Genomic DNA, 22,952 nt, shown 5'->3' with positions numbered 1-22,952 from the left:
GCCGGTTCGCCCGGCTCAAAAAAGGGAGGAAACGCACATGCAAAAATGGTTCGGACTGTTGATCGGAACCGCGGTCGCCGGGGCGGCAACCGCGGCCGGCGCCGACAATCTCAGGTACAACACCTTCATGCCGCCGCTTGCCATCGAGGCGACGGAAGCCCAGGCCTTCTTCGACGGGCTCGCGGAGGAGACCGACGGCGGGCTCGAGACCCAGGTCTTCGTCGGCGGGCAGATGCTCGGCGGCCAGGCCACGCTCGGGGGCATCCGCGACCGCCTCGTCGACGGCGGCTTCATCGTCCCGACGCTGAACTCGAGCGAGATCCCGCATGTTGCCATGCTGCCGGAGCTGCTGCCCTTCGCGGACAACTTCTGGGCCGCGGCCGGGGCGACGAACGAGACGATGATGCTGAACTGCGAGGAGTGCATCGCCGATCTCGAGCGGCAGAACGCGGTCTGGCTGGGCGGTCACGCCGCCTCGCCCTGGTACATGATGTGCGCCCGGCCGATCGACGAATTCGCCGACCTGTCCGGCAAGAAGGTCCGGGTGACAGGCGGCTTCGCCGTGCGGCTCGTCAACGCGCTCGGCGCCGTGCCGGTGGCGCTGCCGGCGAGCGAGGTCGGACCCGCGCTCCAGCAGGGGCAGGTCGATTGCGCCGTGGGCAACCTTGCCTGGCTCGACACGCTGGGCCTGATCGATTCCGTGCGCGGCATCGTCGATCAGCCGATCGGGAGCTATCACGGCCTCGGCGAGTTCATCTTCAACCGCGACACGGTCGACGGGCTCGACGAGGCCAACCGGGAGGCGCTTCTCGCCGCGATCCCCGGACGTATCGCCCAGATCAGCAAGACCTATGCCGACCAGGAAGCCTCCGCCCGCGCGGCAGGCGAGGAGAAGGGCATCGTCTTCTGGCAACCCGACGAGGCCTATAACGCGGCGATGGAGGAGTTCCGCGCCCATGAGCTCGAGGCGGTGGCGAACGATATCGTCCAGCTCGGCGGATCGGAGAACGCGCAGGAGATCGTCCAGCAGCATATCGACACGCTCGAGCGCTGGAACGGTCTCGTGCAGGGCGTCGAGGGCGATGTGGAGGGCTTTACCGCGCTGCTTGAACAGGAGATCTTCTCGAAGCTCGAGCGTTGACCCGGCGATCCGGACGGCCCGCGCCCGACCGGCGCGACGGTTTCCGGACATGACGCGCGCCCGCTTGTGCCGGCGCGCGTCCGCCGTGCTGAACGGCCCAACTCAACTGGAAGGACAGATGGCCAGACCGACCCCACAGCAGACCACCACCGACAGCGCGCCCGCCGGACGGGCCGGCACGATCCGGTTCGGCACGCGCGCGCGTTTCGGCATCCTCATGCCTTCGGGCAACAGCGTCGCGGAGGGCGAGCTCGCCGCGATGGTGCCCGCCGATATTTCGCTGCATGTCACGCGGCTGCGGCTGACCGGAAGCTCGCCCGAGGAGCTTGCGGCGATGACGCAGGATATCGAGGGCGCGGCCTCGCTCGTCGCCGATGTCCGGCCCGACCTGATCGGCTTCCACTGCACCGCCGTGTCGATGGCGGATGCGGATGCCGAGGCCGACATCCTCGCACGGGCGCGACAGGCCTCGGGCCGGGAGGTCGTGGCCACGTCGGAAGCGGCCGTCGCCGCGCTCGCCGCGCTCGGCGCGCGCCGGATCGTTCTGGTGACGCCCTATCTCGATCATATCGTCGCGAGCGAGGTCGCCTTCCTGAACCGGCACGGCATCGCCGTGACGGATGCCTTCGGCGCCGGCCTGAACACCACCGACGAGATGGCGCGGGTCGATCCGGAGCGCTGGCACGACATGACGCGCGCGCACCGGAGCACGGAGGCGGATGCCTATTTCATCAGCTGCACCGCGATCCGGTCGCTTCCCGTCGTCGAACGGCTCGAGGCCGTGCTCGGAAAGCCCGTGATCACGAGCAATCAGGTCATGGCCTGGCACATGCTGCGCAAGGCGGGTATTCCGGACCGGCCGCAAGGCTTCGGCCGCCTGCTCGGCGCACACTGAACCACAAACGCGAAACAGAACATGGAGTAACATGATGAGCGAACAGAAACCAACGCGCGTTGAAACGCCTGTCCCGTCGGAGGGCAACGGGGTCTGGGGGAGCGATATCTTTGCGGAGGTTCTGCGCGGCCTTGGCGTGAAATATGTGGCGCTCAATCCGGGATCGAGCTTCAGGGGGCTGCATGACAGCCTGGTGAACCACCTGGGCAACCACGATCCGCAGATGCTCCTGTGCCTGCACGAGGAGCACGCGGTGGCGATCGCGCATGGCTATGCGAAGGTGACGGGGGAGCCGCTGGCGGTGATCCTGCACAGCAACGTGGGGCTGATGCACGGGACGATGGCGATCTTCAATGCCTGGTGCGACCGGGTGCCGGTGCTGATCTACGGCGCGACGGGTCCGGTGGATGCGGCGCTGCGGCGGCCGTGGATCGACTGGCTGCACACCTGCCGCGACCAGGCGGCGATGATCCGCAACTACGTGAAATGGGACGACCAGCCCGGCTCGATGGAGGCGGCAATCGACTCCATGGTGCGCGCCAGCATGATCGCGCGCACGGAGCCGACCGGCCCGACCTATGTGAATTTCGACGTGTCGATCCAGGAGAAGCAGCACCAGTCCGTGCCGGCCCTGCCGGATTATGCGCGCTACCAGCCGCCGCTGCCGGCCGCGCCTTCCGCCGAGGGCGTGGCGCGGGCCACCGAGCTGCTGAAAAACGCGAAGAAACCCGTGGTGCTCGCGGGCCGCGTCTCGCGCGATCCCGCCGACTGGGCGCGGCGCGTGGCGCTGGTCGAGGCGCTCGGCGCCGAGGTGTTGACCGACATCCGCATCGGTGCCTCCTTCCCGACCGACCATGCGCAGCATCGCGGCAAGCCCGCCTTCTTCATCGACGATGCGGCGGGTGAGGTGCTGCGCGGGGCGGATGTGATCCTCAGCCTCGACTGGCTCGACCTCGCCGGCACGCTGAAGCTCGCGGGCAAGGTCGAGGCGAAGGTCATCCAGGTCTCGCTCGACCACCAGCTCCACAACGGCTGGGGCATGGAGCATCAGGCAATGCCGGCGACCGATCTGCACCTCGCCTGCGCGCCCGACCGCGCGACCCACGCGATCGCGGATGCGCTCGGTGTCGGGGCGGGGACCGAGCCGGCGGACCAGCCGGTCAAGCCCGCGCTGTCGGCCCCCTCTGCGGAGACGCCGCTCGACATCATGACGCTCGCGGGCGCGCTCGGCGAAGGGCTCGACGGCGTCTGCGCCAGCATGGTGCGCCTGCCGCTCGGCTGGGCGGGCGAGGCCTGGCACTTCCGCCACCCGCTCGACTTCCTCGGCTCCGACGGCGGCGCGGGCATCGGCTCCGGTCCGGGCATGCTGATCGGCGCGGCTCTGGCGCTGAAGGACAGCGGGCGCGTGCCGGTGGCGGTGCTTGGCGACGGCGACTTCATGATGGCCGCCTCGGCCTTCTGGACCGCGGCGCATTACGGCACGCCCTTCCTTGCGGTGGTGTCGAACAACCGCTCCTTCTACAACGACGAGGTGCACCAGGAGCGCGTCGCGGTCGCCCGCAACCGTCCGGTCGAGAACAAGTGGATCGGCCAGCGGATCGGCGATCCGGACATCGACATCGCGGCCGTGGCGCGTGCCCAGGGCTGCGAGGGAATCGGCCCGGTCTCGACCGCGGGCGAGCTTGTCGAGGCGGTGAAGAAGGGTCTGGAACTGGTCAAGGAGGGCAAGAGCGTGGTGATCGACGCCCGCGTCCAGCCGGGCTACAACCCGAACATGGTCGCCGGCCTGACGCGGAGCGAATGACGATGGCTCCGAAGATCTACATCGCTCAGGATCCGGTGCTGGAGGAGGTGCTCGACCGCGCCTCCGCCACGCTGGACGGGCAGGGATGGGATGTCGTGCGTGGTCCTGCGATCACGCCCGGCGTGCCCCTGCGCCTCACCCCCGAGCAGCGCCAGTCGCTGCTCGGGGATGTCGACATCATCGTGGCCAGCTCACGCTCGCGGCTGAGCGAGGAGGATCTCGACGCCTCGCCGCGGCTGCGCGCGCTGGTCTTCCCTACGATCGGGGTCGATGCGGTCGATCTCAAGGCCTGCACCGCGCGCGGGCTGATGGTCGCGAACGGCGCGACGCCGGAGAACTTCCTCGCCATGTCTGAGGCGACGGTGATGCTGATGCTCGTGCTGCTCTACCGGCTGCATGAATCCGAGCGTCTCCTGCGCGAGAACGCGGGCCGGCCGCAGCAGATGTACGCCCGCATGCTGCGCGGGCGGACCATCGGCCTGATCGGCTCCGGCCGGATCGGCGGCGGTGTGGTCGAACGCCTGCGGGCCTTCGATCCGTCGGAAATCTTGATCCACGATCCCTTCCTCACGCCGGAGACCGCGCCCGAGGGCGTGCGGCTCGTGTCGCGCGAGGAGGTGCTGGGGCAGGCCGACGTGATCAGCCTGCATGTCCCGCTCAATGCCGAGACCCGCGGCATGATCGGCGAGGCGGAACTGCGCGCGATGAAGCCCGACGCGATCCTCATCAACACCTCGCGCGGCGGGCTGATCGACGAGGATGCGCTGGTGCGGGTGATGGGCGAGGGCCATCTCGGCGGCGCCGGTCTCGACGTGACGGAGACCGAACCTCTGCCGGACGACCATCCGCTCAGGTCGCTCGAGCGGGTGATCCTCACGCCGCATATCCTCGGGCATACGGTGGACCTCTATACCGTCATGCCCGATGTGCTGGTGGAGAACGCGACGCGGATCATGCGCGGCGAACTGCCGCTCTATCCGCGCAACCCCGAGGTCGAAGGCGACTGGCGCAAGCGGCTCGACGGCCTGACGGCCTGACGAAACCGCCGGCCGGAGCGCTCCTCCGGCCGGCGGATCATTCCCCTCTCTCGTCAGGAGGGACCGGGACACCCGCGCGATCCGGACGCGCGAGGGGCGGGGCGCTGTGCGGCGGCCCGCCTTTTTAATGTGAAGATTCTAGGTGAAAAGCCAGCGCGGCAGGCGCCGGTTGAGGAAGGGCAGGATATAGCGCGCATTCAGCCCGGTCAGGAAGAACGCGACCAGAAACAGCGACAGCGGCGTCGGCAGGTTCGCCGCCACCGGCCGGAGCATGTAGAAGATCACGATCAGCGCGGGATAGACCGCGATCATGCTCACGAGCCAGCGTTTCCAGAAGGGCGGCAGCGGTGTGTGCGGCAGCTTGTTCTTGAGCGCCGACAGGCAGCTCGTCTCGGTCACGACATCGACGTCCGGCGCGTCCTGCAACTCCCGGATCAGCTCCCCGAGCGGGTTTTCATCCGTCTCGGGATGCGCGCGCGCGTGGACGGTGATCTGGAACCTGTGCCCGGTCTCGGATCTTTTTTCGCGGAATTCGATGCTGTCGACGAGCGGGTTGCGCCGGAGCGCGGCGAGTGCCTCGCTCATGTCCGCGGCCAGTCCCGCCGCGCGTTCCGCCGTGGCGGAGGCGGAGAGGGTAAAGCCCCGTGGCGCGGCCGCGGCGGGCGGCGGGGCGGGGCGGGCGAGGTCGTTCGAACAGTTCGTCATCCGCGGAACATCCTGTTTCTCGTGTCTTTGCTGAAGGGGCGCGGATCATGCACCCCTCTGAACGTGGCAAGTGGCCGCCCCGGAAGGCGGCCACTTCTCGGTTTCCATGTCGCGCGAGACGCTCAGTTCTCGAGCGACTCTTTTGCCAGCGGTTTCGGCATCAGGAAGATCTGACGCCCCATCGTCGCCGCGATCACCAGGATGGCGACGAGCGAGATGAGCGGGTAGGGACAGACCGCCCCGACCGCCGCGAGCGTCAGCACCAGCCGCTCGAGCGTGCTCAACGGATGTTTGAGCATGCCCTCGACCGAACAGGCGATGGCGAGCGTCGCAAAGGCCGCCCCGATCACGGCGAGCGTGTTCGTCACCGGATCCCCGGCGAGAACGATACCGGGATTCCAGACGAAGGCAAAGGGCAGAAGGAAGCCCACGACCGCGAGCCGCACCGCGGAGAAGGCGATCTTGAACGGATCGTCTTCGGCGATGGCGGAGGCGGCGATGGCCGCGACCGCGATCGGCGGCGTGAGGGCCGAGAGGATCGCGTAGTAGAGCAGGAACATCTGGCTCGGCAGGGTCGGGAACCCGAGCTTCGCCAGCGCCGGCCCGACGAGAACCGCCGCGAGGATATAGGCGCTCGGGGTCGGCATGCCGAGGCCGAGGACGATCGTCACGACGGCCGCGATCACGAGGGTGAGGATCGGCTGGGCGTTGCTGATTTCGAGGATGACGTTCGCGGATTTCATCCCCAGACCCGTCATGGACAGGCCGCCGATGACGAGGCCGGCCGCGGCACAGGCCCCGGCGACGGGCAGGATCTGCAACGTCGTCGTGCCGAGCCCCTCGATGATCTGCCAGGGCGTCATGCGCGTTTCCTTGAGGATCATCGAGGCGAGGATGGTGGAGATGATGCCGATCCCGGCCACGAGGGTCGGGGAATATCCGAGGATCAGGGCGATCACGATGCCGATGATCGGCAGCAGGAAGACCCAGCCGGTCTTGAACGTCTCGGCCGCTGTCGGGATCTCTCCCTCGGCGGGGCGCAGGTCGAGCTTCACGGCACGCAGGTGCACCTGGGTGAAGACGCCGCTGTAGTAGAAGATCGCGGGCAGCAATGCGGCGAGCACGATCTCGTTATAGGCGATGCCCGTGTATTCGGCCATGATGAAGGCGGCCGAGCCCATGATCGGGGGCATCGCGCTGCCGCCGGTGGAGGCCGCGACCTCGACCGCGGCGGCGAAGCGCGAGCTGTAGCCAAGCCGCTTCATCACCGGGATCGTGATCGAGCCGGTGGCGACGACGTCGGAGGTGGGGCTGCCCGACATGGTGCCGTAGAGGCCCGAGGAGATCACCGCGATCTTCGCGGGGCCGCCGCGGGCCCGGCCCGTGACGAGGGAGGCGAGATTGAAGAAGAAGTCGCCGCCGCCCGCCTTCGCGAGGAAGGTGCCGAACATCACGAACAGGAAGACATAGCTCGCCACGACCTGGATCGGCACGCCGAACAGCCCGTCCGTGGTGAACACGAGGATGTCGAGCAGGTAGCTGAATTCGCTGACCCGATGGCCGAAGGGCGGGGGCAGCAGATAGCCGAACAGGTTGTAGATGAGAAACAGCATGACGACGCCGGTCAACCCGAGGCCGGTGGTGCGGCGGGTCGCTTCGAGCGTCAGGAACAGCAGGGCCGACCCGAAGAAGAGCTGATCGGGCGTGAACGGATCGAGCAGGCTGATGCGATCCGCGATCACGCCCGTGCTCAGGAAGAAGTAGATGCCCGACGCCAGGCTGAGCGCCGACAGGCCCCAGTCGTAGACCGGAATGGCATCCGGGGCGCGCGATGTCGCGCCGATGGCGAGGAACAGGATCGTGAAGATGCCCGAGATGAACAGGATCCCGAGGATCAGCGGGTCGGAGATGACAAAGAGGTTGGCATAGATCACCCAGAGCGCGAAGGCCGCGGCGAGAAGGATGATGGCTTTTTTCAGTTTGGGCGCGAGGTTCCGGCGGCGCCCGGTTTCCGTCAGAGAGGGAATCATCATGCCTGCCCCGACGTCCGAAGGGTGTGTGCACCCGGTGTGGCGCTCTTCGATGGCTCATGCCGATTCTGTGCGCGCGCGGCCAGCCGGCGGGATCCTGCGGCGGAACGGACCGCACGCGCAGAATCAGAGTCTATGGTGTATAGGTACATACAAATCCTCCCTTTTTTCCACGCGGCTAGGGGCGTGTGCGCGCCCCTTTCCTGACTTGCCGCGTGATCACCATGCGTTTCGACCGCCTCCCCGGCGGCCCGTGTTCTTAGAGATCTATGTTTCATGACATGAGCGGGCGAGTCAATCTGGTATTGTCGTCCCGGAATGTTTCCTCGCCGCGCGGCCCCCTCGGGAGGGGCCGGGGAGGGCGGTGGGAACGGCCGGTGCGGCGGCGAGGCGATTCGGGTCTGACGCCGCGACGGGGAGGGCGTGCAAGCCTTGGCTTTGTCCGGGAGAAACCAAAATGTCGCAGGGGATGTTGACAAAAAGTTATTAGATAGCTAAGAATATTGCGAGCCGCTGGCAAAGACCTGCCGGCCGTATTGGACGCCGGCGCGCTGCCGGCTACGTTGTTTGCTGGAGGAGGCCATAATGCTTACGCCTGAAGAAAATGAACTGCTGACCCGCGTGACGGGTGATGCGCCGATGGCAAAACTGATGCGCCAGCATTGGACACCCGTGTGTCTGATCGAGGAGGTCGCCGAACCCGACGGGAAGCCCCTGCGGGTCGAAGTGCTCGGCAACAGCTATGTCGCGTTCCGCGACACCGAGGGCAAGCTCGGCATGCTCGACGAACTCTGCCCGCACCGCAAGGCGTCGCTCGTCTACGGCCGGAACGAGGAATGTGGGCTCCGCTGCCTCTACCACGGCTGGAAGATGGACGTCGAAGGCAATGTCGTCGCGATGTCCTCCGAGCCGGAAGGCAGCCCGCTGATGGACAAGGTGAAGGCGCGCGCCTATCCGACCCGCGAATGGGGTGGGTTCGTCTGGGCCTGGCTCGGCGAAAAGGACGAGATGCCGGAATTCCAGCCGCCGGCCTTCGCGCCGACCGAGGATACGCCGGTCGCGATCCTGAAGATCCGCATCCCGGCCAACTGGGCGCAGATCCACGAGGGCCAGATCGACAGCGCGCACTCGTCCTCGCTGCACTCGTCGCACATGGTGCCGGCGCGGGTCGAGGGGGCTTCGGCCGACGACAAGTCCTGGTATCGTCCCTCGACCGACAAGTCGCCGCGGATGCAGACCGAGACCACCAGCTACGGTTTCCACTATGCGGCGATCCGCAAGCCGATCAAGAATTCGGCCACGCATAACTACCTGCGCATCACCGAGTTCATCGCGCCCTATTACTCGCTGATCCCGCCGAACAACAACTACAAGGTGGCCAGCGTCATCGTTCCGATCAACGACGACGAGACGGCGTTCCACTTCATCGCCTTCGGCGGCCCGAACGTGCCTTCGACCGAGGAATGGCGCAAGTTCGCCCATGCGGTGCCGGGCGTGGACGTGGACCACAAGTGGCGCACGCTGCGCACGCTGGAAAACGACTTCAAGCAGGACCGCCAGCGCATGAAGGAAGGCCATTTCACCGGCGTCGACGGTATCCCGAACGAGGATATCGTGATGTGGGTGTCGATGGGCAGCCGTGTGCAGCGTCACACGGATACGCTCGGGGCCTCTGACCTTGCCATCGTCGAATTCCGCCGCTTGATGGCGGATGCGGCCAAGAAGGTCGCCGAAGGGGGCCAGGCCATCGGGACCGCTTCCGACATTCCGCAGGCGCAGATCGCGTCGCATGAAGGTGTCTATCCCAAGGACGTCGACTGGCGCACGCTGGTGAACGGCTCCGGCACCACCGAGGCGGCGGAGTAACGACCGTCTCCATCTCTTCCCCGATCCGCCCGGCGTCGCTTCGATCCGGGCGGATCGTCTTTTGACGAGGCGGGGCGGAGATGCAGCGTCCGTCATATGAAGATGAAGAATGCCGTCAATATCGACGATCTGCGCCGGCTGGCGCGGCGCCGTCTGCCCCGTGTCGTGTTCGACTATCTCGACGGGGGCGCCGAGGATGAGTTGACGCTTCGGGCGAACCGTCGCGCCTTTGACGATCTCACGCTCCGGCCGCGACTGCTTGGTGGCGGGCGGGTCGATCTGTCGACCGAGATCTTCGGGCAGAGCTATTCCGCCCCCTTCCTGATCGGGCCCACCGGGCTGAGCGGCATCTATTGGCCGGAGGGCGATCTGCACCTCGCGGGCGCCGCGGCCGAGGCGGGGATCGGCTTTGCCCTCTCGACCGGGTCCAACGCCTCGATGGAAACCATCGCCCGGCGCATCGACGCGCCGCGCTGGTTCCAACTCTATCCCTGGGGCGGACCGGAATTTTCCGAGGCGCTCGTCGAACGCGCCGCCGCAGCGGGCTATTCCGCCCTCATCCTCACGCTGGATTCGCTCGTCGGCGGGAAGCGCGAGCGGGATCTGCGGCATGGATTCTCCCATGAAATCCGAATGAGCGCCCCGGTGGTGCTCGACGGGCTGATGCACCCGCGATGGCTCGCCTCCGTCTGGTTCGGCCGGCACCGGCCGCGGTTCGAGAACCTGATCCCGTTCCTGGGCGACGCGGCCAGCGACCGCGACCTCGCCGAATTCACGCGCTCCCAGAGGAATCCGCACTTCTCCTGGGAGGACGTGCGCCGTATCCGGGGGCTGTGGCCCGGTCCGCTGCTGATCAAGGGCGTGATGTGCGCCGAGGATGCGATCCGGGCGCGGGCCGAAGGGGCGGACGGCATTGTCGTGTCGAACCACGGCGGGCGACAGCTCGACGGTGCGCCGGCGAGCCTGTCCGTGCTGCCGGAGATCGTGGCCGCGCTGGACGAGGGTGCAACCGTGCTGCTCGACGGGGGCATCCGGCGCGGGAGCGACATCGTCAAGGCGCTGGCCCTGGGCGCGCAGGGCGTGCTTCTCGGCCGGGCGCCGCTTTACGGCCTTGCCGCCGGAGGGCGGGAGGGCGTCGCGCGGGCGCTGGCGATTCTCGCCGACGAGATGCAGCGCACGATGATCCTCACCGGCTGCGACGCGCCGCGGCATCTCGGCCGGGACCACCTTGCCCTGCGGACGGATCCGCCGCCGACGTGATCGCATGCGGCTCCCGATCTCACGGGCCCGGCGCGGCCGGTGCAGGGGCAGGGGGCCATTGACATCATAAACTTAGCAATCTAAATAAAAGCAAACGCACTCCAAACGCACTGAAGAAAACGCTCGAAAGATCGGGAGGAACTCATGGAGCAGATCAGAATGCGCGTCGAGAAACGGCGCGCTTTGACTCCGAGCATTTCGGAATTCACCCTCGCGCCGGTCGACGATCAGGTCACGCTGCCGGATTTCGATCCGGGGGCGCATATCACCGTCGAGACGCCCTCCGGGGCGATGCGGCGCTACTCGCTCGTCAGCGACGGCAGCGATCATCCCAAGTCCTATGTCATCGCGGTGAAGCGCGAACCGGCCTCGCGGGGCGGGTCGGCCTCGATGCACGACGAGGCCCAGGAGGGGACCGAGCTCAACGTCGAGCCGCCCGAGAACGATTTCCCGCTGACCGACGTGTCGAAATACCTGCTGATCGCCGGCGGGATCGGCGTGACGCCGATCTACGCGATGGCGCGCCATCTCGCCAAGAAGGGCAAGGAACTGCGGATCATCTATTGCAGCCGCAGCCCCGAGGAATCCGCCTATCTCGAGGACCTGAACAAGGATTTCGAGGGGCGTATCATCGTCCACCACGACGAGGGCGACCCGTCGAAATCCTACGATTTCTGGGACGATTTCCTGACGCCGCGCGCGACGCATGTGTTCTGCTGCGGGCCGAAACCCTTCATGGAAGAGGTGAAGGCGGTCTCCGGCCACTGGCCCGAGGGGCGCATCCATTTCGAGGATTTCAAACCCGTCGAAGTGGTGCGCGAGGACGACAAGCCCTTCGAGGTCGAACTGTCGAAAAGCGGCGAGACGCTGACCGTTCCCGAAGACCGCACGATCCTCGAAACCCTGCGGGACGCGGGTTACAAGACCGTCAGTTCCTGCGAAAGCGGCACCTGCGGCACCTGCAAGACGAAGCTTCTCAGCGGCGAGGTCGATCACCGCGACATGGTCCTGATGGATGAGGAAAAAGAAGATTTCATCATGATCTGCGTGTCGCGGGCGAAGTCGGGGAGGCTGGTTCTTGACCTCTGATCCCGTCCGCCTCGGCGTGGTCGGGCTCGGGCGTGCCTTCATGCTCATGATCCCGACCTTCGACGCCGATCCGCGCGTGAAGCTCGTGGCCGCAGCCGCCCCCAGGCAGGAAAGCCGCACGGCCTTCGAACAGGAATACGGTGGCAAGGGCTACGAGAGCATCGAGGCGCTCTGCGCCGATCCCGATGTCGAAGCGGTCTATATCGCCACGCCGCACCAGATGCATGTCGATCACGTCCTTGCCGCCGCGAAGGCCGGCAAGCACATCCTCGTGGAGAAGCCGCTGGCGATCTCCATGGAGGATGCCGACAGGATGGTGCGGGCCGCGCGCGAGGCCGGCGTCCACCTGATCGTCGGCCCGAGCCACAGTTTCGACCTGCCCGTGGATCTTGCCGCGCGGCTGATCGAAAGCGGCGAGTTCGGCGCGCTGCGGATGATCCAGGCGCTGAACTACACGGATTTCCTCTACCGGCCCCGGCGCCCGGAGGAGCTTCGTACCGAGGAGGGCGGCGGCGTGATGTTCAGCCAGGCCATCCACCAGATCGACGTGGTGCGGCGGCTGGCCGGCGGCATGGCCGAAAAGGTCGTGGCCTTCACCGGCAACTGGGATCCGAAACGCCCGACCGAGGGCGCCTTCACCGCGCTCATGAGCTTTGCGGGCGGCTGCGTCGCCAATCTCACCTATTCCGGCTATGCGCATTTCGACAGCGATATCTGGATGAACGATGTGGGTGAGCTGGGTCAGGCCAAGGATCCCGCGAGCTATGGCAAGGCCCGCCGGGCGCTGATGGATCTCGATCCGGAGGAGGAGGCGCGGCTGAAGAGCACGCGCACCTTCGGCAGCGGGGCGGCGCCGATCGAGGCCGCCCATAACGAACATTTCGGCCCGGTGATCGCGCTGTGCGACCGTGCCGACCTGCGGCTCACCCCCGACGGGATCGAGGTGTTTGGAGATACCGAGCGCCGCTTTATCGAGGCGCCCTTTGGCCCGGCGCCGCGCAAGACCGTCGTGGAGGCCCTGGTCCGGGCCGTCCGCGAGGATGTTCCGCCCGTCCAGACGGGCGAATGGGGTCTCGCCAGCCTCGAAGTCTGTCACGCAATCCTGCGCTCGGCCGAAACCGGCCAGCCGGTCGCGTTGCAGCACCAGTGCAACGCTCATCAATAAGGAGGAGAACAGGATGACGAAGCTCAAGCTTTCCCTGGCCATGGGGAACTACGACCGGACGCGCGCGATCGTGGACGGCCGCGTGCAGATCGACGGGGTCGATCCGGTTCCGATGCTGCTTTCGCCGGAGGAGATGTTCTTCCGCGCCTTCCGCCACCAGGCCTTCGACATCAGCGAACTGTCGCTGTCCTCCTATTCGATCTCGGTCGCGCGCGGAAACCCGCATTATGTCGCGATCCCGGTCTTCCTCAGCCGCGCCTTCCGCCACACCTCGGTCTATATCCGCACCGACAAGGGCATCGAGACGCCCGAGGACCTGAAGGGCAAGCGGATCGGCATCGCCGAATACCAGCTGTCCGCGAACGTCTGGGTGCGCGGCATTCTCGAGGATGATTACGGCGTGAAGCCCTCCGACGTCATCTGGGTGCGCGGCGGCATGGACACGGCGGGACGCCCCGAGAAGATCAAGGTCGACCTGCCCTCCGACCTGACGGTCGAGGAGGCGCCGGAAGGCAAGACGCTGAACGAGATGCTCGCCGCGGGCGAGATCGATGGCTTCGTCGGTCCGCGCTGGCCGCGCTGCTTCTCCGAAGGTCATCCGCATGTCGGGCGGCTCTTTGCGGACAGCATCGGGGCGGCGGAGGATTACTATCGCCGCACGAAGATCTTCCCGATCATGCACGTCCTCGGCGTGCGCCGCAGCCTCGCGGAGGAATATCCCTTCCTTCCCGCGGCCCTGCTCAAGGCCTTCACGGACTCGAAGCGGCTGGCGGAAGAGGCGCTGTCGGACACTTCCGCGACGAAGGTGACGATGCCCTTCGTCGAGGATACGCTGAACCGCGTCCAGACGCTCATGGGCAAGGATCCCTGGAGCTACGGCGTCGCGGCGAACGCAGGTGTGCTCGACCGCTTCCTCGACTATCATGCAAGCCAGGGCCTCTCGCCGCGCCGTGTCCAGATTGACGAGCTGTTCCACCCGTCGACCCTTGAAGCCTACAGCCTTTGAAGAGGAGTTCTCACGTGGAAGAATACGCACCCGGTGACATCATCGAGATCCAGACGGAGAAGGGGCTGGCCTATGTCCAGCTCACCCATCTGCATCCGAGCTATCCGCCCGTCGTGAAATTCCTCAAGGGCCGCTACAAGGACCGCCCGGACAATGTCCTGTCGCTGTCGGGCAAGGGGGAGGAGACCGTCGCGATGGTCCCTCTGTCCGGAGTCCTGCGGAAGCTGAACCTGCCCCACGCCAAGGTGGGGGAGGCCGAGATCCCGCATGGCGAAAGGAAGTTCCCGACCTTCCGCACCCCGATCCGGGACAAGCAGGGACAGATCATCTACTGGTGGTTCTGGGACGGGCGCGGCCTGACCTATTCCTCGGAGCTCGATGAGGTGCAGGAAAGCCTGCCCCTGCGGGAGGTCATGTCCTCCGAGCGTTTCCTCGAACGGCTGCTCGAAGATGCGGTCTGACGGCCGGCGCCGATGACGCCGGTCCTCGGTGGGCTGCTGGCGACCTTCGGGGCGTTCTGTTACGCGCTCAGTTCGGTCGCCATCGCCAAGAGCTCCCAGTCGGCGCAGGGGCGCGGCAACGACGTCTTCCTGTCCATCCTGCTGACGGCCTCCGTGGCGGGCGTGCTGTGGGTCGCGATCGGCCCGCCGCTGCCCGACTACGAAAGTGCCGTGCTCTACGGCGTCGGCTATTTCGCGGCGGCCGGTCTTCTGGCGAATGTCATCGGGCGGCTCACCCTGTTCCGGTCGGTCGAACTGAGCGGCGCCATCGAGACGGGGCTGATCCGCCGGCTCATTCCCGTCTTTGCGGCGGTTTTCGCCTTCCTGCTGCTGGGCGAGGTCATCACGCCGCTGATCGTCATCGCCTTTTTCCTCGTGACCGCCGGCGTGCTGATCATGATGGTGCGTCCCTTGCAGAAGAGCAGGGCGCTCGCGGAGACGGTGCAGCGCCCGCATGCGGACCGCACCAGGGGCAGGGCGCTCGCGGTCATCTCCGCCGGGGGCTATGGCGGCTCCTTCGTGGCGCGCAAGCTTGCGATGATCACCTTGCCCGATCCGCTTCTGGGCGTGTTCATCGGGGCGCTGACGGGGCTTCTGTGGTTCGGAACCTCCTCCGTGGCGATGCCGCGCTCCCGGATCCGGGTGCGCCTGCCGCTGCAAAGGCCGAGCGGCTGGCAGTTCCTTGCCGCCAGCGCGATGACTGTGGGCCAGATTTCCCAGTTCTTCGCGCTGCGGCTCGCCAACGTGACTTCGGTCGCCATCATCTCCTCGGTCGAGATGTTCTTCGCCGCCTGGCTCGCCGCCCACATCTTCAAGACCGAACGCGCGCCGGGCGCGCGGTTCTACGTCGCCGCGCTGATTGCCGCGATCGGTGTCGTGCTTCTCGCGGTGGCGCCGGTGCTGGAATGAGCGCGCCGCGCTGACCGCGGGGGAGGGGCCGGGCGCCCTCAGATCTCCGAGGCGAGATTCCCGATCATCTTGTCGAGCGCCGTGAAGAGCTGGAGCAGCTCGCCCTCGTCGAAATTCCTCGATGCGAGTTCGGCAACGGCACGGGCCGAGGTCATCGACTGGTCGATCTTCGCACGGCCCTCTGCCGTCAGGCTGACCATGATCATGCGCCGGTCCTGATGGTGGCGTTCGCGATGGATGAGACCCCGCTGCGCGAGTTCGTCGAGAACCCGTGTCGAGGAGGCCTTTTCCAGACCGAGCTGGGCGGAGAGCTCGGACTGGCTGACCCGGCCTTCCTCCCGCAGCGTCCTGAGATGGATATACTGCGCCATACTCAGTTCCGCGCCGACCAGGCGCTTCTGCAACAGCTTGCCGTAAAGGTGATGCGCAAGTCGGAGCGAGGCGCCGAGACCCCGCCTCTGGGAAAGGGGAGCGGGACTGTGGTCGTTTTCCAGCATGATTGTCGAACCTCACTTCTTGACAAACCGTAGTGCAACGATAATAGTAAGACAATCTTACTATACGCACAGTAAGACTATCTTGCCACATTTAGGATAACGGGAGGAGCCTTCATGCCACAAAGACTGTTATGCGCCGCGTCCGATCTCAGCGATACGACTGCGAAAATCTTCGAAATCGACGGTGTCGAGATCGGTGTCATTCGCCACAAGGATCAGGTCGTGGCCTATCGCAACATCTGCCCGCATCAGGGCGGGCCGGTCTGCGAAGGTCTTAAAATGCCGAAGGTTTGCGTCGAGTTCGACGAGGAGAAACGGCCCCTGCGGCAGACTTTCGACGGCGCCGAGCTGCACTTCGTCTGCCCTTGGCACGGCTGGGAATTCAGGATCGAGACCGGCGAGGCCGTGGGCGATCCGAAAATCCGCTTGAGCCGCTACAAGGTGACCGAGCGCGATGAGCAGATCTATGTCGAAGTTTGAGCAGATGAGCGCGGACAAGTCCCAGTTGGACGCATCCTTTGATGACGTCCTCCGTGCCCTGCGTTCGCCGGAGACCGGCGCGCTGAGCCTCGAACAGGTCCAGGCCCTCTTCGCCCAGGTCGTGCGCGTCTACGCCGGCCTGCGGGAGAATGACGAGGGTGTGGCCGCCTTTCCCAGGAACCACGACATTTCGGCGACTGAAGTCGCAATTGCCGCAACCGGGATCCTCGACGCTGCCGATATGGCGGCTTTCGAACTCGGCATGTGGCAAACGCTGAAACACTGAAGACGCGGGAGCGAGACAAATGACACTGACACCGAACTTCGGATCCGACACCGATCCGGCAATCCAGGAATTCAACACCACGACGCTTCTGAAGAACGCGAAGAAGCAGGCGCTGGACCGGAATTACAAGGATTTCTTCATCTGTGATGTGGACAGCCATCACTACGAGACCGAGGCCCTGCCGGAAATCCTGCAATACATGGACGACCCGGTGATGCGCCATCTCGGCCTCTCGGCGGGGAACGTCGGCCGCGCGGGGCTGATCCCGCAGGCCATCGGTTCGCAGGACATGGCCGGCCGCGTGACGCGCTATGCCGGCCGGAACAAGGAGATCGTGCCCGAGACGCCGCATCGCGACATCACGCTGACCCGGCGCTGGATGGACGCGATGGGGGTGGACATGGCCTGCCTGTTCCCGACGCCGATGCTGCTGCTCGCGACCCATCCGCAGCCGGAGGTCGAGGTCACCATGGCCCGCGCCTACAACAGGTGGCTGTGCGAGCGGATCCTCGAGGAAGACAAGCGCATCGTCTCCATGGTCTATCTTCCGATGAACGAGCCGCACGAGGCCGAGAAGATGATCGACGAATTCGCGGAGCGCAAGGGCGTCGTCGGCTTCCTGTCCACGGGCTATCTCAAGCGGCCCGTGCATGACAACGTCAACATGCGCATCTTTGCCAAGCTCGAGGAGCACGGCAAGCCGCTCGGTTTCCATGCCGCCTATCACTGGGCCGATTCCTCGCTGTCGCAGCTGAACAAGTTCATCTCGGTGCACGCGCTCGGCTTCAGCTTCTGCAACATCATCCACATGACGAACTGGGTGCTGAACGGGATGCCGGAGCGTTTCCCCAAGCTCAAGACGCTCTGGATCGAAAGCGGCCTCGCCTGGGTGCCGTTCCTGATGCAGCGGCTCGACAACGAATACATGATGCGCACCTCCGACGCGCCGCTTCTCAAGAAGAAACCGAGCGACTACATGCGCGAGATGTTCTATTCGACGCAGCCGATGGAGCTCGTGGACAACCGCGAGGCGCTGGAAGTCACGTTTAAGATGATGAACGCCGAATCCCAGTTGCTTTATTCCTCGGACTATCCGCACTGGGACATGGACCTGCCGAGCACGATCTACGATCTGCCCTTCCTCGACGAGCAGGCGAAGCGGAACATCCTCGGCGGCAACGCGCAGAAGCTCTTCAACCTCGACCCGGTCATGTCGGAGTGGAAGCTCGACGCGCGGCAGGCCGCCGCCGTCTGATCGCGGACTCCCGTCCGGTCCGGCACTTTGCCGGGCCGGGCGACATTCTCCCGGCACCAGCCGGCGCGGCCGATCCGATTCGACGGGGCGGCGCGTGTGAGGCGGTGAGGTGACACGGGCACGGACGGCGCGGATCCGAGCGAGACGACGGGTCCCGGCGCGGAAAATCCCCGAAAATCCCGAGAAAAACCTGTATTTCTGACAGGGCGTCCCTCGCCGGGCGCCACTATATCTTGTGTGCCCAACCCTTGGGCGGAGAGTCTTCCGCAACCTCAGGATGTGCTTTTCCGGTCGCAGGGCGCTTATCCACAGATGCTTGGGTAAAACCTCAGGCGGCGCGCCGAAATCCATGGAAAACAAAAGAAAAAGTGAACGCACGGCGCGCGCCGAATCGAGGCGTCCTGTGGGCAGTTTTCGTCAACCGATTTTTGGATGCGGAAAGTTTAAAATTGCCGTTGACCAGAGGGGCAGACACGCTGCACATTGTGGGGGCCGATCAGGCGGACACTACATTTAGTGGCGATCTGGGCGGCGAGGGACTAGGCGAGTCGACGAGACGATCTGACGGACCGAAGGTGCGGGCACGGGACGGAACGCCCGGAAGACCGTGCCAGCGGGCGAAAACACGGGAGAGGGAGCGAAGTCGGGCTCTCTCGACAAGGATCGTTTCGCACCGGCCGACCGCGATGAGCGAGGCTTCTGAGGGATTCGCCGGACCGCAGCCGCGGGACCGGAATCGAAAGGGCATGCCTGGGGAACGGGCGTTTCGGTGCCCGTCCGCGCCCCACAAGATGTGGTGGCGCTCAGCGGCGCCGCCGGCACTCGTGCGGGCGCCGGAACGACGGTCCGGTAGGACCAGCGCAAAGACGACCGGGCGGCGGCCTATGCCGCGCGGCGCGATTGAAGAGAGACTTGAGTTAGGTCGGGGCAAGAAGATGAAGATCGAACGGAAATTCACGACGGCAGGGCAGGACGCTTACGCGGCACTGGAGTTCACGACGACCTCTTCGGAGATCCGCAACCCGGACGGCACGATCGTCTTCAAGCTCGACGCCTGCGAGGTGCCGGCGAAATGGTCGCAGGTCGCTTCCGACGTCATCGCGCAGAAATATTTCCGCAAGGCGGGCGTTCCGGCGGCGGTGAAGAAGGTGCGCGAAAAGGGCATGCCTTCCTTCCTGTGGCGCTCCGTGCCCGATGAGGACAAGCTCGCGCAGCTTCCCGAAGAGGACCGTTTCGGCGGGGAGACCTCGGCAAAGCAGGTCTTCGACCGCCTCGCGGGCGCCTGGTGCTACTGGGGCTGGAAGGGCGGCTATTTCTCCTCCGAGGAAGATGCGCGCGCCTATTTCGACGAGATGCGCTTCATGCTGGCCAGGCAGATGGCCGCGCCGAACTCGCCGCAATGGTTCAACACCGGCCTGCACTGGGCCTATGGCATCGACGGTCCGGGGCAGGGACATTACTACGTGGATCACGCCACGGGCGAGCTGACCCGCTCGCAATCCGCCTATGAGCATCCGCAGCCGCATGCCTGCTTCATCCAGTCGGTTGCCGACGACCTGGTCTCCGACGGCGGGATCATGGATCTCTGGGTGCGCGAGGCGCGCCTGTTCAAATACGGATCGGGCACGGGCACGAACTTCTCCAGCCTGCGCGCCGCCAACGAGAAACTCTCGGGCGGCGGCAAGTCCTCGGGCCTCATGGGCTTCCTGAAGATCGGCGACCGGGCGGCGGGCGCGATCAAGTCGGGCGGCACCACGCGCCGCGCGGCGAAGATGGTGATCTGCGACATGGATCACCCGGATATCGAGGAATTCATCAACTGGAAGGTCATCGAAGAACAGAAAGTGGCGTCCATCGTCGCCGGTTCGAAGATGCACGAGCGCCAGCTCAACGCGATCTTCGCCGCGATCCGCGAATGGGACGGCACCGAGGACGGCGCCTTCGACCCGGCGCAGAACACGGCGCTGAAGGCCGCGATCAAGGGGGCGAAACAGGTCGCGATCCCGGAAACCTATGTCAAACGTGTGCTCGACTACGCGAAACAGGGGTATTCCTCGATCGAGTTCCCGACCTATGACACCGACTGGGACAGCGAGGCCTATGCATCGGTCTCCGGGCAGAATTCCAACAATTCCGTGCGCGTCACCGATGCCTTCCTCAAGGCGGTGAAGGACGATGCCGAATGGGAGCTCCTGCGCCGCACCGACGGTAAGGTCGCCAAGGTGGTGAAGGCCCGCGATCTGTGGGAACAGGTCGGCCATGCCGCCTGGGCCTGCGCCGATCCGGGCATCCAGTTCCACGACACGATCAACGCCTGGCACACCTGCCCCGAAGACGGTGAAATCCGCGGCTCGAACCCCTGTTCGGAATACATGTTCCTCGACGACACGGCCTGCAACCTGGCGTCGATGAACCTGCTGACCTTCCTGAAGGACGGCGCCTTCGACGCGGAAAGCTACATGCACGCGACGCGGCTCTGGACGCTGACGCTCGAGATCTCGGTGATGATGGCGCAATTCCCGTCGAAGGAAATCGCGCAGCTCTCCTACGATTTCCGCACGCTCGGCCTCGGCTACGCCAATATCGGCGGGCTTCTGATGAACATGGGGCTCGGCTATGACAGCGACGAGGGCCGGGCGCTCGCAGGCGCTCTGACCGCGATCATGACCGGCGTGGCCTATGCGACCTCGGCGGAGATCGCGGGCGAGCTTGGGGCCTTCTCGGGACACGCCCGCAACGCCGCGCACATGCTGCGCGTGATCCGCAACCACCGCACCGCCGCCTATGGCAAGACCACGGGCTATGAGGGGCTCGAGGTGAAACCCGTCGCGCTCGATCACGCCAACTGCCCGGATGCGCATCTCGTGGAGCTTGCGAAATCGGCCTGGGACGAGGCGCTGGAGCTTGGCGAGAAACACGGTTACCGCAACGCGCAGGTCTCCGTGATCGCACCCACGGGCACCATCGGGCTCGTGATGGATTGCGACACGACCGGCATCGAACCCGATTTCGCGCTGGTGAAGTTCAAGAAACTCGCGGGCGGCGGGTATTTCAAGATCATCAACCGTTCGGTCCCCGCCGCGCTCGAGAAACTCGGCTATTCCTCCGCGCAGATCGAGGAGATCGTCTCCTATGCGGTCGGCCACGGCACGCTCGGCAACGCGCCCGGCATCAACCACACGGCACTGATCGGCCATGGCTTCGGCCCGGCGCAGATCGAGAAGATCGAGGCGGCGCTGCCGTCGGCCTTCGACATCCGCTTCGTCTTCAACCAGTGGACGCTGGGCGAGGAATTCTGCACCGGCACGCTCGGCATCCCGAAGGAGAAGCTCAACGATCCGTCCTTCGACCTGCTGCGCTCGCTCGGCTTCACCCGGAAGGACATCGAGGCGGCGAACGATCACGTTTGCGGCACGATGACCCTCGAAGGCGCGCCTTTCCTCAAGGAAGAACACTATCATATCTTCGACTGCGCCAATGCCTGCGGCAAGAAGGGCAAGCGCTACCTGTCGGTGAACAGCCACATCACCATGATGGCGGCGGCGCAGAGCTTCATCTCCGGCGCGATCTCCAAGACGATCAACATGCCGAACGATGCGACGATCGACGACTGCCTCGCCGCCTACGAACTGTCCTGGTCGCTCGGGGTGAAGGCCAACGCGCTCTATCGCGACGGCTCGAAACTGAGCCAGCCGCTCGCCACCGCGCTCATCGAGGATGACGAGGAGGCCGAGGAGATCCTCGCCACCGGCTCCGCCCAGGAAAGGGCCGCCGTGCTGGCCGAGAAGATCGTCGAGAAGATCGTGATCAAGGAGATCGCCCGCGGCCGCGAGAAACTTCCGTCCCGCCGCAAGGGCTATACCCAGAAATCCATCGTCGGCGGGCACAAGGTCTATCTGCGCACCGGCGAATATGCGGATGGCAAGCTCGGCGAGATCTTCATCGACATGCACAAGGAAGGCGCCGGCTTCCGCGCGATGATGAACAATTTCGCCATTGCCGTTTCTGTCGGCCTGCAATACGGCGTGCCGCTGGAGGAATTCGTGGATGCCTTCACCTTCACCAAGTTCGAACCCTCGGGCATGGTGCAGGGCAACGATTCGATCAAGAACGCGACGTCGATCCTCGACTACATCTTCCGCGAGCTCGCGGTCTCCTATCTCGACCGCACGGATCTCGCCCATGTCAAACCGCAGGGCGCGGCCTTCGACGATCTCGGGCGCGGTGAGGAAGAGGGCGTGTCGAATATCAAGGCGCCCTCGGAAAGCGCCTCGGCGAAGTCCATCGAGGTGCTGAAACAGATCTCCTCCTCGGGCTATCTGCGCAAGCGCCTGCCGCAGGAACTTGTGGTGCTGCAAGGCGGGATGCAGGCGGGCGCGGTCGCGCTCGGCGGTTCGCTCGACGCGGAAACCGCGCTGCACACGCTGGTGCCGGAAACGAAGGCGACGGCCGCCTCCGCGAGCTCCGACACCGCGCTCTCCTCGGGCACGATCGCGATGGACGCGCGCACCAAGGCGAAGATGCAGGGCTACGAGGGCGATCCCTGTGGCGAATGCGGTAATTACACGCTGGTCAGGAACGGCACCTGCATGAAGTGCAACACCTGCGGCGGCACGTCGGGCTGTAGCTGAGGCGCCATGATGGATCTCGTTTTCGACATCGCCGGACGTCTCTGCGTCGCCGACCGCGTGAAGATGCGCGGCAATACGCTCGAGGCGGAATTCGACCGCAACGTCGCGGGCGCCCTGGCCGATGCCTATGAGGGCAGCCAGTCGGTTTCCGTGCTCAACATGCCGGCGCTGTCGGTGACTTGGTCGGTGCAGGATTACCGCGCCGAGGGCGACAGCCGCTGCACCGCGATCTTCTCGGTCAACAGCTCCGCCGGGCGGGTGCTGCACTGAGGCAAAGCAAGTCGTCCCGCCCCCTCACATCCGGGCGGGACGGGCAGGGGCGGTCCACGCGATCCGGACCATCCCGCGAGGGGGCGAAGGAACACCTTTCCGGAGCGAATGCGTTCGCTCCCGGCG

Annotated in this window: 19 protein-coding genes; 16 read left to right on the top strand and 3 right to left on the bottom strand. The window is 65.6% G+C overall.

Annotated elements, in window-relative coordinates:
- The first annotated feature begins 37 nt into the window (after positions 1 to 37).
- The 4 genes from P73_RS14980 (at position 38) to P73_RS14965 (ending at position 4,877) form a co-directional block, all read left to right on the top strand.
- Positions 38 to 1,141, top strand: coding sequence for a C4-dicarboxylate TRAP transporter substrate-binding protein (locus tag P73_RS14980; protein ID WP_043870189.1), 1,104 nt, complete (start codon positions 38 to 40; stop codon positions 1,139 to 1,141).
- A 118-nt stretch (positions 1,142 to 1,259) separates the two neighbouring features.
- A complete protein-coding gene (locus P73_RS14975) occupies positions 1,260 to 2,036 on the top strand; it encodes a maleate cis-trans isomerase family protein (RefSeq protein WP_052453313.1) in 777 nt (258 codons plus the stop codon).
- Positions 2,037 to 2,070: 34 nt separating this feature from the next.
- On the top strand, positions 2,071 to 3,840 hold the full coding sequence (locus P73_RS14970; RefSeq protein ID WP_043871785.1) for a thiamine pyrophosphate-binding protein: 1,770 nt from the start codon (positions 2,071 to 2,073) through the stop codon (positions 3,838 to 3,840).
- A gap of 2 nt (positions 3,841 to 3,842) precedes the next feature.
- The gene (locus P73_RS14965) at positions 3,843 to 4,877 is read left to right on the top strand and encodes a 2-hydroxyacid dehydrogenase (protein WP_043870188.1); all 1,035 of its coding nucleotides are present in this window, start codon (positions 3,843 to 3,845) and stop codon (positions 4,875 to 4,877) included.
- 138 nt (positions 4,878 to 5,015) lie between these two features.
- On the opposite strand, the gene P73_RS14960 is transcribed toward P73_RS14965, so the two are convergent.
- Both P73_RS14960 and P73_RS14955 read right to left on the bottom strand, forming a co-directional pair.
- Positions 5,016 to 5,582, bottom strand: a complete 567-nt coding sequence (locus P73_RS14960) for a putative antibiotic biosynthesis monooxygenase (RefSeq protein WP_043870187.1) — start codon at positions 5,580 to 5,582, stop codon at positions 5,016 to 5,018.
- 122 nt (positions 5,583 to 5,704) lie between these two features.
- The gene (locus P73_RS14955) at positions 5,705 to 7,615 is read right to left on the bottom strand and encodes a TRAP transporter permease (RefSeq protein WP_245629178.1); all 1,911 of its coding nucleotides are present in this window, start codon (positions 7,613 to 7,615) and stop codon (positions 5,705 to 5,707) included.
- 582 nt (positions 7,616 to 8,197) lie between these two features.
- On the opposite strand from P73_RS14955, the gene P73_RS14950 reads away from it, so the two are divergent.
- The 7 genes from P73_RS14950 (at position 8,198) to P73_RS14920 (ending at position 15,407) form a co-directional block, all read left to right on the top strand.
- Positions 8,198 to 9,478 (top strand): Rieske 2Fe-2S domain-containing protein, encoded by a 1,281-nt coding sequence (locus P73_RS14950; RefSeq protein ID WP_043870186.1) that lies wholly within the window; start codon positions 8,198 to 8,200, stop codon positions 9,476 to 9,478.
- Between the two features lie 96 nt (positions 9,479 to 9,574).
- Entirely contained in the window at positions 9,575 to 10,738 is a 1,164-nt protein-coding gene (locus P73_RS14945) for an alpha-hydroxy acid oxidase (RefSeq protein ID WP_245629177.1), read from the top strand.
- 144 nt (positions 10,739 to 10,882) lie between these two features.
- A complete protein-coding gene (locus P73_RS14940; RefSeq protein ID WP_043870185.1) occupies positions 10,883 to 11,827 on the top strand; it encodes a PDR/VanB family oxidoreductase in 945 nt (314 codons plus the stop codon).
- Complete coding sequence (locus P73_RS14935) at positions 11,817 to 12,992, top strand: Gfo/Idh/MocA family protein (RefSeq protein WP_074743022.1); 1,176 nt, start codon at positions 11,817 to 11,819, stop codon at positions 12,990 to 12,992. Before P73_RS14940 ends, P73_RS14935 begins: the two co-directional genes overlap by 11 nt.
- A 13-nt stretch (positions 12,993 to 13,005) precedes the next feature.
- On the top strand, positions 13,006 to 13,998 hold the full coding sequence (locus P73_RS14930) for an ABC transporter substrate-binding protein (RefSeq protein ID WP_174446910.1): 993 nt from the start codon (positions 13,006 to 13,008) through the stop codon (positions 13,996 to 13,998).
- Positions 13,999 to 14,012: 14 nt separating this feature from the next.
- Positions 14,013 to 14,459 (top strand): hypothetical protein, encoded by a 447-nt coding sequence (locus P73_RS14925; RefSeq protein WP_043870184.1) that lies wholly within the window; start codon positions 14,013 to 14,015, stop codon positions 14,457 to 14,459.
- Positions 14,460 to 14,471: 12 nt separating this feature from the next.
- On the top strand, positions 14,472 to 15,407 hold the full coding sequence (locus P73_RS14920) for a DMT family transporter (RefSeq protein ID WP_043870183.1): 936 nt from the start codon (positions 14,472 to 14,474) through the stop codon (positions 15,405 to 15,407).
- 38 nt (positions 15,408 to 15,445) lie between these two features.
- Here P73_RS14920 and P73_RS14915 read toward each other — a convergent pair whose 3' ends face one another.
- On the bottom strand, positions 15,446 to 15,904 hold the full coding sequence (locus P73_RS14915) for a MarR family winged helix-turn-helix transcriptional regulator (RefSeq protein WP_245629176.1): 459 nt from the start codon (positions 15,902 to 15,904) through the stop codon (positions 15,446 to 15,448).
- Between the two features lie 114 nt (positions 15,905 to 16,018).
- Between P73_RS14915 and P73_RS14910 the strand changes: the two genes are divergently transcribed.
- The 5 genes from P73_RS14910 (at position 16,019) to P73_RS14890 (ending at position 22,826) form a co-directional block, all read left to right on the top strand.
- Positions 16,019 to 16,384, top strand: a complete 366-nt coding sequence (locus P73_RS14910) for a Rieske (2Fe-2S) protein (RefSeq protein ID WP_043870182.1) — start codon at positions 16,019 to 16,021, stop codon at positions 16,382 to 16,384.
- Positions 16,371 to 16,670, top strand: coding sequence for a hypothetical protein (locus tag P73_RS14905; RefSeq protein ID WP_043870181.1), 300 nt, complete (start codon positions 16,371 to 16,373; stop codon positions 16,668 to 16,670). Before P73_RS14910 ends, P73_RS14905 begins: the two co-directional genes overlap by 14 nt.
- 19 nt (positions 16,671 to 16,689) lie before the next feature.
- Entirely contained in the window at positions 16,690 to 17,925 is a 1,236-nt protein-coding gene (locus P73_RS14900) for an amidohydrolase family protein (protein ID WP_043870180.1), read from the top strand.
- Between the two features lie 935 nt (positions 17,926 to 18,860).
- Positions 18,861 to 22,556, top strand: a complete 3,696-nt coding sequence (locus P73_RS14895) for a vitamin B12-dependent ribonucleotide reductase (protein ID WP_043870179.1) — start codon at positions 18,861 to 18,863, stop codon at positions 22,554 to 22,556.
- A 6-nt stretch (positions 22,557 to 22,562) separates the two neighbouring features.
- Complete coding sequence (locus P73_RS14890) at positions 22,563 to 22,826, top strand: hypothetical protein (protein WP_043870178.1); 264 nt, start codon at positions 22,563 to 22,565, stop codon at positions 22,824 to 22,826.
- Positions 22,827 to 22,952: the final 126 nt, after the last annotated feature.

This window comes from Celeribacter indicus, from assembly GCF_000819565.1.
In the GTDB taxonomy this organism is placed as follows: Bacteria; Pseudomonadota; Alphaproteobacteria; order Rhodobacterales; family Rhodobacteraceae; genus Celeribacter; species Celeribacter indicus.
The sequence above is the reverse complement of the archived record's forward strand: the minus strand, read 5'-3'. Positions and strand labels throughout refer to the sequence as shown.